The organism is Streptosporangiales bacterium, from assembly GCA_009379825.1.
Classification (GTDB): Bacteria; Actinomycetota; Actinomycetes; order Streptosporangiales; family WHST01; genus WHST01.
Genome location: WHTA01000050.1, coordinates 1 through 14,717 on the forward strand (window position 1 = coordinate 1; position 14,717 = coordinate 14,717).

18 protein-coding genes are annotated in these 14,717 nt (G+C 69.9%); 6 read left to right on the plus strand and 12 right to left on the minus strand.

The window, feature by feature from the left end; all coding sequences use genetic code 11:
* A partial coding sequence (locus tag GEV07_20840; GenBank protein ID MQA05061.1) for an IS982 family transposase occupies positions 1-119 on the plus strand: 119 nt, incomplete at its 5' end.
* 16 nt (positions 120-135) lie between these two features.
* Here GEV07_20840 and GEV07_20845 read toward each other — a convergent pair.
* From GEV07_20845 to GEV07_20865, 5 genes are all read right to left on the minus strand, one after another.
* On the minus strand, positions 136-1,215 hold the full coding sequence (locus GEV07_20845; protein ID MQA05062.1) for a tetratricopeptide repeat protein: 1,080 nt from the start codon (positions 1,213-1,215) through the stop codon (positions 136-138).
* Positions 1,212-2,468 (minus strand): tetratricopeptide repeat protein, encoded by a 1,257-nt coding sequence (locus tag GEV07_20850; GenBank protein MQA05063.1) that lies wholly within the window; start codon positions 2,466-2,468, stop codon positions 1,212-1,214. The genes GEV07_20845 and GEV07_20850 overlap by 4 nt, the downstream gene beginning before the upstream one ends.
* Positions 2,469-2,624: 156 nt before the next feature.
* Positions 2,625-3,125, minus strand: coding sequence for a 2-C-methyl-D-erythritol 2,4-cyclodiphosphate synthase (locus GEV07_20855; GenBank protein MQA05064.1), 501 nt, complete (start codon positions 3,123-3,125; stop codon positions 2,625-2,627).
* Complete coding sequence (locus GEV07_20860; GenBank protein MQA05065.1) at positions 3,115-3,819, minus strand: 2-C-methyl-D-erythritol 4-phosphate cytidylyltransferase; 705 nt, start codon at positions 3,817-3,819, stop codon at positions 3,115-3,117. The genes GEV07_20855 and GEV07_20860 overlap by 11 nt, the downstream gene beginning before the upstream one ends.
* 72 nt (positions 3,820-3,891) lie before the next feature.
* Positions 3,892-4,374: a CarD family transcriptional regulator gene (locus tag GEV07_20865; protein MQA05066.1), complete on the minus strand. Its 483-nt coding sequence runs from the start codon at positions 4,372-4,374 to the stop codon at positions 3,892-3,894.
* A gap of 183 nt (positions 4,375-4,557) precedes the next feature.
* On the opposite strand from GEV07_20865, the gene GEV07_20870 reads away from it, so the two are divergent.
* Positions 4,558-5,271, plus strand: a complete 714-nt coding sequence (locus tag GEV07_20870; GenBank protein ID MQA05067.1) for a hypothetical protein — start codon at positions 4,558-4,560, stop codon at positions 5,269-5,271.
* Positions 5,272-5,274: 3 nt separating this feature from the next.
* Here GEV07_20870 and GEV07_20875 read toward each other — a convergent pair whose 3' ends face one another.
* Positions 5,275-5,886: an rRNA methyltransferase gene (locus tag GEV07_20875; protein ID MQA05068.1), complete on the minus strand. Its 612-nt coding sequence runs from the start codon at positions 5,884-5,886 to the stop codon at positions 5,275-5,277.
* Between GEV07_20875 and GEV07_20880 the strand changes: the two genes are divergently transcribed.
* Positions 5,863-6,624 (plus strand): copper chaperone PCu(A)C, encoded by a 762-nt coding sequence (locus GEV07_20880; GenBank protein ID MQA05069.1) that lies wholly within the window; start codon positions 5,863-5,865, stop codon positions 6,622-6,624. The genes GEV07_20875 and GEV07_20880 overlap by 24 nt on opposite strands.
* Before the next feature lie 4 nt (positions 6,625-6,628).
* On the opposite strand, the gene GEV07_20885 is transcribed toward GEV07_20880, so the two are convergent.
* Both GEV07_20885 and GEV07_20890 read right to left on the minus strand, forming a co-directional pair.
* Positions 6,629-7,309, minus strand: a complete 681-nt coding sequence (locus tag GEV07_20885; protein ID MQA05070.1) for a response regulator — start codon at positions 7,307-7,309, stop codon at positions 6,629-6,631.
* Positions 7,306-8,616 carry a two-component sensor histidine kinase gene (locus tag GEV07_20890; protein MQA05071.1) on the minus strand — a complete coding sequence of 437 codons (1,311 nt, stop codon included), beginning with the start codon at positions 8,614-8,616 and terminating at the stop codon, positions 7,306-7,308. The genes GEV07_20885 and GEV07_20890 overlap by 4 nt, the downstream gene beginning before the upstream one ends.
* A gap of 111 nt (positions 8,617-8,727) precedes the next feature.
* Here GEV07_20890 and phoU point away from each other — a divergent pair, with 111 nt between their 5' ends.
* The 3 genes from phoU to GEV07_20905 all read left to right on the plus strand — a co-directional run bounded on the left by phoU (position 8,728) and on the right by GEV07_20905 (position 10,786).
* Positions 8,728-9,384 (plus strand): phosphate signaling complex protein PhoU, encoded by a 657-nt coding sequence (gene phoU, locus GEV07_20895; GenBank protein MQA05072.1) that lies wholly within the window; start codon positions 8,728-8,730, stop codon positions 9,382-9,384.
* 92 nt (positions 9,385-9,476) lie between these two features.
* On the plus strand, positions 9,477-10,547 hold the full coding sequence (locus tag GEV07_20900; protein MQA05073.1) for a LacI family DNA-binding transcriptional regulator: 1,071 nt from the start codon (positions 9,477-9,479) through the stop codon (positions 10,545-10,547).
* 11 nt (positions 10,548-10,558) lie between these two features.
* Positions 10,559-10,786, plus strand: a complete 228-nt coding sequence (locus GEV07_20905; protein ID MQA05074.1) for a hypothetical protein — start codon at positions 10,559-10,561, stop codon at positions 10,784-10,786.
* 6 nt (positions 10,787-10,792) lie between these two features.
* Here GEV07_20905 and pstB read toward each other — a convergent pair whose 3' ends face one another.
* The 4 genes from pstB to pstS are packed head-to-tail and all read right to left on the minus strand — an operon-like array spanning position 10,793 to position 14,690.
* Positions 10,793-11,680, minus strand: a complete 888-nt coding sequence (gene pstB / locus GEV07_20910; protein MQA05075.1) for a phosphate ABC transporter ATP-binding protein — start codon at positions 11,678-11,680, stop codon at positions 10,793-10,795.
* A gap of 21 nt (positions 11,681-11,701) precedes the next feature.
* Positions 11,702-12,607, minus strand: coding sequence for a phosphate ABC transporter permease PstA (gene pstA, locus GEV07_20915; protein ID MQA05076.1), 906 nt, complete (start codon positions 12,605-12,607; stop codon positions 11,702-11,704).
* Entirely contained in the window at positions 12,604-13,578 is a 975-nt protein-coding gene (pstC, locus tag GEV07_20920; protein ID MQA05077.1) for a phosphate ABC transporter permease subunit PstC, read from the minus strand. The genes pstA and pstC overlap by 4 nt, the downstream gene beginning before the upstream one ends.
* Entirely contained in the window at positions 13,578-14,690 is a 1,113-nt protein-coding gene (gene pstS / locus GEV07_20925; GenBank protein ID MQA05078.1) for a phosphate ABC transporter substrate-binding protein PstS, read from the minus strand. The genes pstC and pstS overlap by 1 nt, the downstream gene beginning before the upstream one ends.
* Positions 14,691-14,717: the final 27 nt, after the last annotated feature.

A 14,717-nucleotide genomic window follows, 5' to 3' on the forward strand; every position in this document is an offset into this window, starting at 1 on the left:
CACCCACCGGAGTCTTCACCCGCATCGCCCAGCGACTCCTCGCCCTCACCTCCGGCATCTGGACCAACTGGACCACCGGCGTCACCAGCAAACGATCACTAACCGCCTACGACCACTGACCAAGGAATCAACCATCTAGCTGGCTTCCTTCTTCCGTCGGCGCCAGGCACCGACGGTGACGACCCACGATGTGACGAAGCTGAGGAAGATCGCGCAGCCGGCCACCACCAGCCCGTAGAAGGCCAGCGCCGGCGGGGTGAACGCCGCGAACATGGAGCCTAGTACGCAGCCGGCGATGCCGAACGTCATGACGCCGAAGCCGAGGCTGCGCCGCGGCATGCCGAACAGGTACTGTCGCGCGGCCGTGGGCAGCCGGCCGACCATCCGCACGCCGAGCACCGTCCAGACCGCGAGCAGTACGACACCGAAGCCCGCGCGGAACACGAACGGCATGCCCTCCTCGGTCTCACCGCCGAGCAGCAGCCGCAGGATCCAGAACCCGGCGAACGCGATGTAGTAGCCGAACGTCATCAGCCGCCAGCCGACAGACTCCACGTTCGACCGCGCGACCTCCAGCCGCGGGTCGCTGCGCAACGACGACGTGAAGCCCTCCGCCGCCGCGTGGATCTTCCCGCGCCGCAGCTGCACCAGGCCGAGGTTATTCATGGCGGCCGCGTGGCCCGGGTCGAGTGCCAGCACCTTCTCGTAGGCCTGCTCGGCGACGTCGTGCTGCCGCCGCTCCTGGGCGATCACACCCATCACGAAGTGCGTCTCGGCCTCCTCAGGCGCCAGCGACACGGCGTACGACGCGGCCTGCCACGCCTCGTCCAGCGACGACCGGTCGCGCAGCTCGTGCAGCGCGAGGGCCAGCTGCGCATGCGTCTGCCAGAGGTCAGACTCCCTGCGGACCGACTCCCTGGCGGCCGTGACGGCGCGCGGGTAGTCCTTCTTGCCGCACAATGCGATGCTCGCGAGCCGGTGCGGCCACTCCTCGGCCGGTTCGAGCGCAGCCGCGCGGCCGGCGGCCTCCAGCGCCTCGTCGTACTGGTCCAGCCGCACCATGCACAGCGCGAACAGGCACCACTTGCCGCCGTCGTCCGGCTCCTGGGCCAGCGCGGTCTGGAGCACGCCCTTCGCTTCCTCCAGCCGGCCGGCGTCGATCAGTACCCGCGCACGTTCAGCTGCCGGGTCGACGCCGGGCGGTGAGACCGTCACACCAGTTTCCGCTTCTTCAGGTACCTGAGCAGGTCGTCGTAGGCACCGCCCTCGTTGGCGAACATGGCCACGTTCTTCGCGACGTCCAGCCAGGGACCGATCGACGGCCGCACCTCGCGTAGCGCGGCAGCGAAGTCGCGCATCTCGATCATCCGGCTATCGCCGGTTCGTACGGCGTCGAGCATGGCCTTCTCCGCGGCCGTGTCGCACAGATGCGCGATGTCGGCGCCGGAGTAGCCGTCGGTGGACCTCGCGATCTTGCGGGTGTCGACGCCGGCGATCGGCCGCCCGCGCAGGTGGTACTTCACGATCGCCATCCGGGCTTCCTCGTCCGGCGGCAGCACGAGCACGACGCGGTCGAACCGGCCCGGCCGGCGCAGTGCAGGGTCCACGTCCCACGGCGCGTTGGTCGCGCCGAGCACGAACACCCCTTCGTTGTTGTTCGCGACGCCGTCCAGCTCGGTGAGCAGCTGGTTGACGGTGGTGCGTAGCCCGGAGTTGCGGGTGTGGCTGCGTTTCTGGCCGAGCGCGTCGAGCTCGTCGAGGAAGATCACGCACGGGGTGTTGCCGCGCGCGGTCTCGAACAGCTCGTGCAGGTTCTTCTCGCTCGACCCGATCCACATCTCGAGCACGTCGTTCAGCGAGACGGAGATGAACTGGGCACCCATCTCACCGGCGACCGCCCTGGCCAGGAAGGTCTTGCCGCAGCCGGGCGGGCCGTAGAGCAGCAGCCCACCACGCAGCTGCTTGCCGTAGAGCTTGCGCAGCTCGGGGTTGCGCATCGGCGCGAGGAACGCGACCTCGAGGCGGTCCTTCACGTCCTGCAGCCCGCCGACGTCCGCGAGCCGCACGCCGGCTTCCTCCACGTCGAACGCCGAGGCACCGGGGTCGGCGTCGCCGTCCTCGTCCACGAACATCGGCTCGACGACACCTCGGAACTCTTCCTCGAGCCTGGTCCAGTCGACATCGTCGCCGGCGGCCGCGGGCTGCTCGCCGGTGTCGGCGGGCTGTTCCGGCGCCGGATCGGCCGGCTGCGCGGCCGCGGTGCCCATCGCCTGGGCCATCACCGTACGGGCCGGCGCGGAGTCCGGTTCGCGCTGCAACGCGGCGGCGGCGTGCTCGACCGCGCCCTGCTGATCTCCCGCGGCGAGCAGCATCTCGGCGAGGTGCACGCGCAGCGGCACGTCATCGGGCTGAGCCGCGACGGCGGCACGCAGGCTCGCGACGAGCGGGGAGTCGGCGTCGGGGGGCATGGGCTTCTTTCACGTATCGGCACCGGACGGCGGCTACGACGGCCGCCGACGGCGATCGGTTGCTTGGCCGTGCTGCCAGTCTGCCAGCAAGTCGACGGCGCTGGGTCGGCTGCTGGCGCACCGCACAGGCCGTCACGGGTGGTGGCAGCCGCTCGCCTAGCCGAGCGGCCAGATCAGGGCCGTCGCGATCGCCGCGAGCCCTTCGCCGCGGCCGGTCAGGCCGAGCCCTTCCGTCGTGCTCGCGCCGACCGAGAACGGCGCGCCGATCGCCGCACTCAGCGTCTCCTCGGCCGCCGCCCGCCGCGGGCCGAGCTTGGGTCGTTCCCCGACCAGCTGGACGACGACGTTCCCGACCTCGAAGCCCGCCGCGCGCACCCGGCTCGCGGTCTCGGTCAGGAAGTCCACACCCGCGGCGCTGCTCCAGCGCGGGTCCGACGTGCCGTACTGGCTGCCGAGGTCGCCGAGGCCGGCGGCGGACAACAATGCGTCGCAGCCGGCGTGGGCGACGATGTCGCCGTCGGAGTGACCGGCCAGGCCGCGCGGCTCGTCCGGCCAGCGCAGGCCGGCCAGCCACAGCGGCTTGCCCGGCACGAGCGGGTGGACGTCCACGCCGAGCCCGACGCGCGGCGCCGGCCAGGCTGCGCGGTCACCTGCCATGAGTGCTCCGCTGGCTGGCCAGTACGGCCTCCGCCACCACCAGGTCGAGCGGCCGGGTGACCTTGAACGCCTCCTCCGCCCCTGGGATGACGACCACCGGGTGGCCGGAAAGCTCCACCAGGCCGGCGTCGTCGGTGGCCTGCGCGGTCGAGGCGCTGGCCGCGTCGTGGGCCAGCGTCAGGACGTCGCGCCTGAACCCCTGCGGCGTCTGCGCAGCGCGCAGCATGCCGCGGTCGATGGTGCGTACCACCTGGCCGGCCACGTCGATGTGCTTGATGGTGTCCGCGACCGGCGCCCCGGGGACGACCGCTTCGGCACCGCCGCGGATCGCCCGCACCACGTCGTCGGCCAGCTCGGCGGGGGCCAGCGGCCTGGCCGCGTCGTGCACCAGCACGATGTCGGCGTCCGCCGGCAGGCTGGCGAGCGCCAGCCGTACCGACTCCTGCCTGGTGGTGCCGCCGGCGATGACGTCCACCTCGGCGGCCAGCTCGTGGTCGACGAGCAGCGCGGACACCGCATGCACGTCGTCCGGTGGCGCCGCGACGAGCACCAGGTCGACCGACCGGGCCGACGCCAACGACCGCACCGCGTACACCAACATCGGGGTACCGGCGATTGGCCGCAGCGCCTTGGGCCCGCCAGGGCCCATCCGTTCTCCCCGCCCTGCGGCGGGGACGATGGCCGCGACCGTCATGACTGCGCACCGAGCGCGAAAGGACGAAAGCTCACGACCACTTCATACCGCACCCATGCGGCGGACCGGTGACTAGGAAGCGAGTACTTCGTCGAGCAGCGCCTCGGCCTTGTCCTCGTTGGTGTTCTCGGCCAACGCCAGCTCACTGACCAGGATCTGCCTCGCCTTGGCGAGCATGCGCTTCTCGCCCGCGGAGAGACCGCGCTCCCTGTCCCTGCGCCAGAGGTCGCGGACCACCTCGGCAACCTTGTTGACGTCACCGGAAGCCAACTTCTCCAGGTTGGCCTTGTATCTGCGGGACCAGTTGGTGGGTTCTTCGGTGTGCGGTGCGCGCAGTACGTCGAAGACGCGCTCCAGCCCATCGCGACCGACGACATCGCGTACGCCGACGATCTCCGCGTTGTCCGCAGGGACCATGACCGTCAGGTCGCCCTGCGTGATCTTGAGGACGAGATAGTCCTTCTGCTCCCCGCCGACGACGCGGTGCTCGATGGATTCGATGAGGGCAGCCCCATGGTGGGGGTAGACGACGGTATCGCCAACCTTGAACGTCATGTGTGAAGTTCCCCTTCCGCCGAAGACAATCCTACCACGTCGGCAGTTGCGACTTGGTTGTGTTTCCGCAGGTCAGAACGCGTTTGTCGGCTTGACAAACGCGGCGGAACATGGCACACGCGCGGTTATTGGACCGTACCGGTGCCCTGTGCACCGCGCCGGGGACGGGCGCATACTGGGGATGTGGCGACCGGCAACGATCTCGGACGTGGCCCCGACTGGAACGATGACGGGCTGCCCGATGTCGACGTCGAGATCCCCGACGACATCCGCGAGCTCGACCGCGAGGTGCAGGCGTACCGCAGGGAACAACGGCAGCGCCGCCGGCAGGAGCTGCTCGGCAGGTACGTCCCCGGCTACCGGCGGTTCGGGCCGTACGGCGTGCTCGCCCCGCTCATCGCGATCACGCTGCTGGTGACCGCGGCCTTCGGCAGCATGATGAGCCTGCTCGGCCCGCGGCCGGTGAACGACGCGAAGGTCACAAGCGCACAGCCGAACGCAGCCACCGACGCGGCCGTCGGCTCCCCGCTGCCGGACACCGCCGTCACGATCGACGGCGAGACCAGGCGGCTGGCGAGCATCCGTTCCGCCGTCGTGATCGCAGTGCCGGCGAGATGCGGGTGCGGCGCGAGCGTGAGCCGGCTGACCTCCACGGCGCGCGGCGCGGGCGTGGCCGTGTACCTCAGTGGCACGCACGACGACGTCGCGGCGCTCGCCGCACGCAACGGCGCCTACCCGCACGTGGTCGACGACGCGGCACGACCGCTGGCCGAGACGTACCGGCCGGCGGGGCTGTCCGCCGTACTCGTGGACGACGCCGGCAAGGTCGCCGACGTGGTGCGCCATCTCGAGGACGGCAAGCCGGTGCCAGAGCGGCGGCTGGAGCGGCTCGGCTGACGGTCAGCGCGGCCGTTGCTTGTGGACGTGCCTGCGCACCCAGGCGTGCATGGCGATCGCCGCGGCCGCGCCCGCGTTGATCGACCTGGTGGAACCGAACTGCGCGATCGACAGCACCGCGTGGCTCGCCTCGCGTACCGGCTCGGAGAGCCCGGGACCCTCCTGGCCGAAGACCAGCACGCACGCCGCCGGCAGGTCGTAGGTCTCGAGCGGCACCGCGCCTGGCAGGTTGTCGATCCCGACGAGCGGCAGCTCGGCCGCGGCCGCCCACCGCACCAGCTCAGCCACCGACTCGTGGTGGCGTACGTGCTGGTAGCGATCGGTGACCATGGCACCCCGCCGGTTCCACCGGCGCCGGCCGACGATGTGCACCTCGGCGGCGAGGAAGGCGTTCGCCGTACGTACGACGGACCCGATATTGAAGTCGTGCGACCAGTTCTCGATCGCGACGTGGAACGGGTGGCGACGGGTGTCGAGGTCGGCCACGATCGCCTCGTTGCGCCAGTACCTGTACTCGTCGGCGACGTTGCGGCTGTCGCCCTCGGCCAGCAACACGGGGTCGTAGCGCGGGTCGTCCGGCCAGGGCCGCGGATGGGGTCCCACACCGACGGTCACGAGGTCACCGTAGCCTGCGAGGTCGCCCGATACGCCGGCCTCCCTGCCGGGTCGCCGGGCCGCGAACGATACGCTCTCGGCGTGAGCCGAAGCCGAGTCCTGCGCGTAGCCCTCGCAGCATCCGCCGCGGCCCTGGCCGTCTCCGGGTGTGGTGCGGGCTTCCACCCGTACACCAGCACATCGATGAAGCCGCGTGACGGCGCGAACTACCCGGATGTCGGCGACAGCTCACCGCTCGCGATCAGGCACGCGTTCGTGCTCGGTCCCGCCCCGGACGACGACCCGTTCGCCAAGAACTCCGACGCCGCCATCTACCTCAGCGTCATCAACCAGCGCGCCAAGTCGGACGAGCTGGTCTCGGCCAGCTCGCCGGACGCCGACAAGGTCGTGCTCGCCGCCGACGGCGAGGAGGGCGGCATCGCCGTCCCGGCGCCGACCGCCGGCCGTCCGGAGGCCGACCCGGTGCAGCTCGGCCAACCGCCGTACAGCGAGAACACCGTCACGCTGACCGGCCTCACCCGCGAGCTGCGCAGCGGCTCCACCGTGCGGGTCACGTTCGAGTTCCAGCGTGCCGGCGACATCACCATGGCGCTGCCCGTAGTGCCCCACACGGCGCACAGGGAGACCCTCTCGCCGGCGCCGAACGAGTCGGCCACCCCGAGCGAGACGCCGGCGGACGACGACACCGGCACGCCGACGAGCACCGCTACCGAGGACTCCCCGGAGTCCCACGGCTGACGGTTCAGGGCTCGAACTTGTAGCCGAGCCCGCGGACGGTCACGATGAAGCGCGGGTTGCCAGGGTCGGGTTCGACCTTCGCCCGCAACCGCTTCACGTGCACGTCGAGCGTCTTCGTGTCACCGACGTAGTCGCTGCCCCAGATCCGGTCGATCAACTGGGCCCGGGTCAGCACCCGACCGGCGTTGCGCAGCAGCAGCTCGAGCAGCTCGAACTCCTTCAGCGGCAGCTGCACGCTCTCGCTGTCGACGGTCACCAGGTGGCGTTCCACGTCCATCCGGACCGGTCCAGACTCCAGCGTCGGCGGCACCAGGTCCTCCGGCTCGCTCTGCCGCCGCAGTACGGCCCTGATCCGCGCCACCAGCTCGCGGGCGGAGTACGGCTTCGTCACGTAGTCGTCGGCGCCCAGCTCCAACCCGACGACCTTGTCGACCTCGCTGTCCTTGGCGGTGACCATGATGATCGGCACCGAGGACATCTTCCTGATCTCGCGGCAGATCTCGGTGCCGGAGACGCCCGGCAGCATGAGGTCGAGCAACACGAGATCCGCGCCGGCCCGCTCGAACTCGGCGAGGGCCTCGGTGCCCGTCGCTGCGGGGTGTACCTCGTAACCCTCTTTCTTCAGCAGGTAGGTCAATGCCTCGCTGTACGAGTCCTCGTCCTCAACCACGAGGATACGGGTCATCTGACACCTCTCAGGGACATAGGTCCTTCACGACCTGACGTCGCGCGCACGTGGTCACCACCAGACCCTTGGTGCGCGCTCTCCTCGCCTCGTTGGGCGTCGGCGCCATTGCCACGCTCTCCTGCGGCGCTGTACACGGTCGCCTGCTCGCTCTCCGTCGCCGCCGGGCGGCTCGGCTGGGCACTCTGGGGCTCCAGTGGCAGGCGGAGGGTGAAGGTCGAGCCGAGCCGCTCCTTGCTCCAGACCCGCACGTCGCCGCCGTGGTTGGACATCACGTGCTTGACGATGGCGAGCCCGAGACCGGTGCCCCCGGTCTCCCGCGACCGGGCCGGGTCGACCCGGTAGAAGCGCTCGAAGATGCGTTGCTGGTCGCGTGGCGAGATGCCGATGCCCTGGTCGCTGACGGAGATCTCGACGTGGCCGCCGTCGCGCACCACGCGCACGTTCACCCGGGTGCGGGCGGGGCTGTACGCGACCGCGTTGTCGATGATGTTGCGCAGCGCCACGGTGAGCAGCTCTTCGTCGCCGAGCACCGTCACCCCGTCGACGCCCGATGCGGTGACATCGATGTTCTTCGCGGTCGCCTGCAGCCGGCAACGGTCGATCGCCTCCGCGACCACGCCCTGCATCCCCACCGGCTCGGGCTGGTTGAGCGACCCGGCGCCCTGCAGCCGCGACAGCAGCACGATCTCCTGGACCATCTGGCTGAGCCGCTGCGCCTCCGTACGCATCCGCGCGGCGAAGTGGCGTACCGCCTCGGGGTCGTCGGCGGCGGCCTCGACGGTGTCGGCGAGCAGCGTCAGTGCCCCGACCGGCGTCTTCAGCTCGTGGCTGACGTTCGCGACGAAGTCGCGGCGGACGTCCTCCACCCGCCGCACCTCGGTGAGGTCCTCGGCCAGCACCAGCACGGTGCCGGGCGCGCCGGTGCCGCCGATCGGCGCGACGTGCACGTTGAACAACTGGCCGCCGAGCTCGATCTCCTCGGACCTGATGTCGCCATCCTTGCGGACCAGGCTGGCGAGCGCGACCAGCCCGGGCACCCGCACGCGGTCCTGCTCGACCAGGCCGCGGGCGCGGGCGGCCGCGCTCGAGCGCAGCACGTGATCGGTCTCGTCGAGCACCACGGCCGACCAGGGCAGCACGGAGAGCACCGAGGCCACACCAAGCGGGAGCACGGGCTCCGGCTCGACCGATTCGTCTGGTTTGCCGCGTTGCAGGCGTTCACTGACCCGCACCGCGAGCACCGCGCCCACCCCTACGAGCAGACCGAGTGCGGCGCCCACCCCCAGCGCGAGTTCCGCGTCCACTCTTCGATCGTACGGTGACCAGGGCCTACCCGACCAATCTGCGCACGGGGTTCACCCGACGTTCATGGATCCGTCTACATTGGTTCCCCCGGCACTGCGAGGCTGATCACCATGCGCGACGCTTACCACGAGTCGTTGGATTCGTTGAACGCCGACCTCGTGCAGATGACCCGACTCATCCGCGAGGCGATGAACAACGCCACGGCAGCGCTCCTGGAGTCCGACCGGGCGATGTCCGAACGGGTGATCGAAGGCGACACGAAGGTGGACCAGCTGCAGATGCTGGTCGAGGAGGCGTCGTACGAGCTCCTCGCCCGCCAGCAGCCGGTCGCCAGCGACCTGCGGGTCATCGTGACCTCCGTACGCCTCTCCGCCGACCTGGAGCGGATGGGCGACCTGGCCGTCCACGTCGCCGAGGTGAACCGGCGCAGGTACCCGGACAACGCGGTGCCGCCGCTGGCGCGCGACACGGTGCAGCAGATGGCCGCCGTGGCGGCACGGATGACCACGTACCTCGAACAGGTCGTCGAGGACAGCGACATCGCCGTTGCCCTGCAGCTGGAGAATGCCGACGACGAGATGGACGCGCTGCTGCGTCAGATCTTCGTCTCGCTGCTCTCGCCGCAGTGGACGTACGGCATCGAGGCCGCCGTCGACGTCACGCTGATCGGGCGCTACATGGAGCGCTATGCGGACCATGCGGTGTCCGCGGCGAGGCGCGTGGTGTACCTGGTCACCGGCAGCTGGCCGGCCCGCGCCACCACCTGAGCCGCACCTCCCCGACGCCCGGTTGACGCCCTTCTGGGTCCGAAGTACTGTATCGATCAAGACTTTATCGATACAGTACTGACGGGACGGGCATGGGACGGGTAACCCTGCAGACGATCGCCGAGGAGCTCGGCGTGTCGCGCACCACCGTGTCCAACGCGTACAGTCGGCCGAACCAGCTCACGCCGGCACTGCGCGAACGCATCCTGGAGACCGCCGCCCGCCTCGGCTACGGCGGCCCGGACGCCGCCGCCCGCACCCTGCGCAAGGGCCAGGCAGGCGCGATCGGCCTGCTGTTCACCGAGCCGCTCGGCTTCGTGCTCTCCGACGAGTTCGCGGTGAGCTTCCTGCACGGCGTGGCGGAGACCGCGGAGGAGCACCACGTCGGCGTGGTGCTGACCTCCGTCCAAGGCGGCGACAAGGGCCTGGACACGGTCAAGAACGCAGTCGTCGACGGCTTCTGCATCTACTGCTGCGCCGACGACACCCGCGCCACCGACGTGATCCGGCAGCGCAACCTGCCGATCGTGCACACGTACCAGGTAAGCGACGCGGACGCGAGCTACGCGGCCATCGACGACCATCAGGCGGCGGCAGCCGCCGCGCAGCACCTGCTCGACCTCGGCCACGACCGGATCGCGGTGATCGCCGACTGCGGCCTGCCACCGGGGCACCTCGGCCCGCTCGACCGTGCCGCCATCGAGGCCTACCCGGAGAGCGACTCCCGCAGCCGGCTCGCCGGCTACCTGGACGCGTACACCGCCGCCGGGCTCGACCCGCAGGCGCTGCAGTTCGTCTACGCATCGAGCAACACGATGGGCGCTGGCAACGCCGCCATGGCCCACCTGCTCGAGCAGATGCCGTGGCCGACGGGGGTGCTAGCCGGCACCGACGTCCTCGCCCTCGGCGCCTTGACCGCGCTCGACGTACACGGGCTCACCCCCGGGCGGGAGATCTCCGTCGTCGGGCTGGACGACATCCCGCGGGCGTCCCAGGCCGGTCTCACCACGATCAGGCAGCCGGGGCGGCAGAAGGGCAGGACCGCGGCGAGCCTACTCCTCGACCCGCCTGCCGATCCCGACGAGCGGCGAGTCGTGCTGCCGACCGAGCTCGTCGCCCGCGAGTCCACCGGCCCGCCACCGGGCCTCGACCTGCGCTCCTAGAGAGGACTGCCATGCTCCCGGTCGGCTTCACCAACCCCGCCGACGCGACGCGCGCGCTGACCACGTCGGCGCTGCCCGACGCGCCCGTACTGGACGACGAGCCGGCGGCCGACCGGGTCCGCGTGGGGTACGCGCGCAGCACGGCAGCGCGGCTGCTGCGTTCCTTCGCCGCCGGCGCCAACCGCGCGGCGGAACGCGTCGAGCCGTGCCCGCTCCACTGCGGCACGGCCCGCCCGTAGCCTTCGTCAGCCGACGCGGCCGGTGATGTAGTCCTCGGTCGCCTGCTGCTTCGGCGTCCGGAACATCGTCGAGGTGTCGTCGACCTCGATCAGCGTGCCCGGCATGCCGGGCCCCGGCACCGAGAAGAACGCCGTCATGTCGCTGACCCTGGACGCCTGCTGCATGTTGTGCGTCACGATGATGATCGTGTACTGCTGCTTCAGCTCGGCGATCAGGTCCTCGATAGCCAGCGTCGAGATCGGGTCGAGCGCGGAACACGGCTCGTCCATCAGCAGCACCTCGGGCTCGATGGCGATCGCGCGCGCGATGCACAGCCGCTGCTGCTGCCCGCCGGACAGTGCAGAACCGGCCTTGTTCAGCCGGTCCTTGACCTCTTCCCAGAGGTTCGTACGCCGCAGCGCCTTCTCCACGATGTCGTCGTAGCCGCCGCGCCGCCTGCCCTTGCCGAGGAGCTTCAGGCCGGCCACCACGTTGTCGTAGATCGACATGGTGGGGAACGGGTTCGCCTTCTGGAACACCATGCCGACGGCCCGCCGCACCGACGTCGGGTCGACGTCGCCGCGGTAGATGTCCACGCCGTCGATCGAGACGGTGCCGTCGATCCTGGCGCCGGGAATCTCCTCGTGCATCCGGTTGATCGACCGAATCACGGTGGACTTGCCGCAGCCCGACGGGCCGATGAACGCGTGCACCGTACGGGGTTCCACGGTCAACGTCACGTCGGTCACGGCCGCATGCGAGCCGTAGTAGGCGGTGAGCCCGTTGATCTCGACCCGGGTGCCGGCCGACGGCTGGACCGCGTTCGTGTCCTGCACGGGCGCCGACTGCTGCGTACCCGCGATCTGGTCAGTCGTCGTGCTCACTGTCGCACCTCCCGGCTCGGTTGCGTTCATCTGATCCCACGGTTCCCACATCTAGTGTCGGTGGACCTTCGGCGCCTTCCAGCGCGCGAGCGCACGCGCCGCGATGTTCAGCAGCAGTACACCGGCGACGAGCGTCAGTGCTCCCGCCCATGCCCTCGTGATGGCCGCGTCCGTCGGGCGGCTCGCCTGGTCGAAGACGTACTGCGCCAGACCGATCTGCGGCCCCGAGAACGGGTTGAAGTTGATCGAGTCGGTGAAGAAGACGGTCAACAGCAACGGCGCCGTCTCCCCCGTCACCCGCGCGACGGCGAGCATCAGCCCGGTCACCAGGCCGGCGGCCGCCGTCGGCAGCACCACCTTCAACACGACCAGCCAGCGCGGCACACCCAGCGCGAGGGCGGCCTCGCGCAGGTCGTTCGGCACCAGCCGGAACATCTCCTCCGACGACCGCACCACGACCGGCAGCATCAGGATCGACAGTGCGATCGCACCGGCGAAACCGGAGAAGCCCTGACCGAGCGCGAGCACCCAGAACGCCAGCACGAACAGGCCGGCCACGATCGAGGGGATACCCGTCATCACGTCGATGACGAAGTTCACCGAGCGGGCGAGCTTGCCGTTGCCGCCGTACTCCACCAGGTAGATGGCGACCAGGATGCCCACAGGAACCGACAGCAGCGCCGCCAACCCGACCTGCTCGGCGGTGCCCACGATCGCGTGGTAGGCGCCACCGCCCGCGTCCGTCGCACCGATGTTGCGCATCGAGAACATGAGGAACTCGACGTCGAGCCGGGCGATGCCCTGCTTGACAACGGCGAACAGCACCGCCACGAGCGGCGCGAGGGCGACGACGACCGCGAGGTAGATACCGAACCGCGCCACCTTGTCGCTCACCCGGCGACGCAACGAGGGACGCACCTTCACCGGCGTGCTCCTGGCGATATCGGTGGTACTCATCGCGCCGCCTTCTTCTTGCCCTTGACCTGCAGCACCCTGGCCAGTGCGTTGACCGCGAAGGTGATCAAGAAGAGCACCAGACCGGACGCGATCAGCGCGCCACGGCCGATCTCACCGGCCTCGCCGAAGCTGTTCGCGATGTTCGCGGCGAACGTCGCACCGCCGGGCTCCAGGATGTGCAGCGAAATCGTGAAGCTCGAAGACAGTACGAGGGCCACCGCGATGGTCTCGCCGAGCGCGCGCCCGAGGCCGAGCATCGCCGCCGAGGTGATGCCTCGCTTGGCGTTCGGCAACACGGCCAGCTTGATCGTCTCCCAGCGCGTCGCCCCGAGCGCCTTCGCCGCCTCGATCTGCGACATCGGCACCCGCATCAGCACCTCACGCGACAGTGCCGCGATGATCGGCAGGATCATCACGGCGAGCACCACACCGGCGAGGAACAGGGAGCGGCCGACCAGGTCGGCCTCGAATAACGGGATCCAGCCGAGCACCGCGGCCATCGCACCCTGCACCGGTGTCATCACCGGCGCCAGGTACTGCAGCCCCCAGAGCCCGAAGACTACACTCGGCACGGCCGCGAGCAGGTCGACCGCGTGGCCGAGGAACCTACCGGCGGCGCCGGTCGCGTACTGGGTGGTGAACAACGCCACCGCCACCGCGACCGGGGTGGCCAGCACCAAGGCGATGGCGCTGGACATCAACGTGCCCCAGGTCAGCGCCGCGACACCGAAGACGCTTGGCGTGGAGTCGGGGAACCAGTTCTTCTCGGTCAGGAAGTTCGCGGTGTTCTCCCGGAGCGCGGGCACCGCCTCACCGACGAGGAAGCCGGTGATGGCCGCCATGATGAGGAGCACGAACACTCCCGCGAAGCGGACGAGCAGCCGGAACGCCCGGTCTCCGAAGAGCCGGGCGCTCCGCTCACCGCGGGGTGACGAGAGCACCTCGTCACGTGACGTCGCTTGTGCGGTCATCAACTGATCGACTTCACCGATTCGCGTACCTTGCCGGCGAGCTCGTCGGGCAGCGGGGCGTAACCGATCTCGCTGAGCTTGTCCTGCCCCTTCTGGCTGGACGTGTAGGAGAGGAAGCCCTTCACCAGGTCGACCTGCTCCTTCGAGAGACCCTCTTCGCAGGTGATCTCGTAGGTCACCAGGACGATCGGGTAGGCACCCTTCGCCTTGGTGGTGTAGTCGATCTCCAGTGCGAGGTCGTTACCCTTGCCGACGATCTTCGCCGAGTCGACCGTCGCCGCCGCAGACTCACCGGTCAGCGAGACGTACTCACCTGCGCCGTTCTTCACCTTCGCCTGCTGCAGTTCCGAGTTCTCCGCGTAGGACATCTCGACGTAGCTGATCGCACCCTCGGTGTTCTTCAGCGAGCTCGCGATGCCGTCGGAGCCCTTGGCGCCCTGACCGCCCGGTGCCTTCCACACCTTGTCGGCGCCGTAGGTCCAGTCCTTCGGCGCGGCGTTGCTCAGGTAGTCGGTGAAGTTGTCCGTGGTGCCGGACTCGTCACTGCGGTGCACGGCCTGGATCGGCGTCGCCGGCAGCTTCGCGTCCGGGTTCTCGGCCTTGATGGCCGGGTCGTTCCACTTCTTGACCTTGCCGGCGAAGATCTTCGCCATGGTCGACGGGCTCAGCTGCAGGTCGTCGACGCCCTCGAGCTTGTAGACGACGGCGACCGGGCCGACGACCATCGGCAGGTTGATGGCCTTGTTGCCCTCGCAGCGCTCCTGCGCCTTCTTCGCCTCGGCCGGCTCCAGCGCGGAGTCCGAGCCGGCGAACCCGGTGCTGCCCTGGAGGAACTGCTCGATCCCCGCGCCGGATCCGTTGGGCTGGTAGTTGATGGTCGCGCCGTCGCAGCTGCTCTGGTACGCCTTGACCCACTCGGTCACGGCGTTCGCCTGCGCCGACGAGCCGGATGTGTTCAGACTGCCCTTCGCGCAGTCGCTCGCCTTCGGGGACGCGGCCTTGTCCGTGCCGCCACCACTCGGGTCCTGGCCGCACGCGGAGAGCGCGAGCACGCTCGCGAGCAGTAGCGCTCCACCGGCGACATGCTTGTTGTACCTGTTCGTTGTCCTCACGCTCCCGAAACTAGGGAGCACCGGTGA

Coding starts and splice junctions, on each gene's coding strand:
- GEV07_20850 (MQA05063.1), bottom strand. CDS start 2,468: ATGCCCCCCGACGCCGACTCCCCGCTCGTCGCGAGCCTGCGTGCCGCC.
- GEV07_20855 (MQA05064.1), bottom strand. CDS start 3,125: ATGGCAGGTGACCGCGCAGCCTGGCCGGCGCCGCGCGTCGGGCTCGGC.
- GEV07_20860 (MQA05065.1), bottom strand. CDS start 3,819: ATGACGGTCGCGGCCATCGTCCCCGCCGCAGGGCGGGGAGAACGGATG.
- GEV07_20865 (MQA05066.1), bottom strand. CDS start 4,374: ATGACGTTCAAGGTTGGCGATACCGTCGTCTACCCCCACCATGGGGCT.
- GEV07_20880 (MQA05069.1), top strand. CDS start 5,863: ATGGGGTCCCACACCGACGGTCACGAGGTCACCGTAGCCTGCGAGGTC.
- GEV07_20885 (MQA05070.1), bottom strand. CDS start 7,309: ATGACCCGTATCCTCGTGGTTGAGGACGAGGACTCGTACAGCGAGGCA.
- phoU (MQA05072.1), top strand. CDS start 8,728: ATGCGCGACGCTTACCACGAGTCGTTGGATTCGTTGAACGCCGACCTC.
- GEV07_20900 (MQA05073.1), top strand. CDS start 9,477: ATGGGACGGGTAACCCTGCAGACGATCGCCGAGGAGCTCGGCGTGTCG.
- GEV07_20905 (MQA05074.1), top strand. CDS start 10,559: ATGCTCCCGGTCGGCTTCACCAACCCCGCCGACGCGACGCGCGCGCTG.
- pstB (MQA05075.1), bottom strand. CDS start 11,680: ATGAACGCAACCGAGCCGGGAGGTGCGACAGTGAGCACGACGACTGAC.
- pstA (MQA05076.1), bottom strand. CDS start 12,607: ATGAGTACCACCGATATCGCCAGGAGCACGCCGGTGAAGGTGCGTCCC.
- pstC (MQA05077.1), bottom strand. CDS start 13,578: ATGACCGCACAAGCGACGTCACGTGACGAGGTGCTCTCGTCACCCCGC.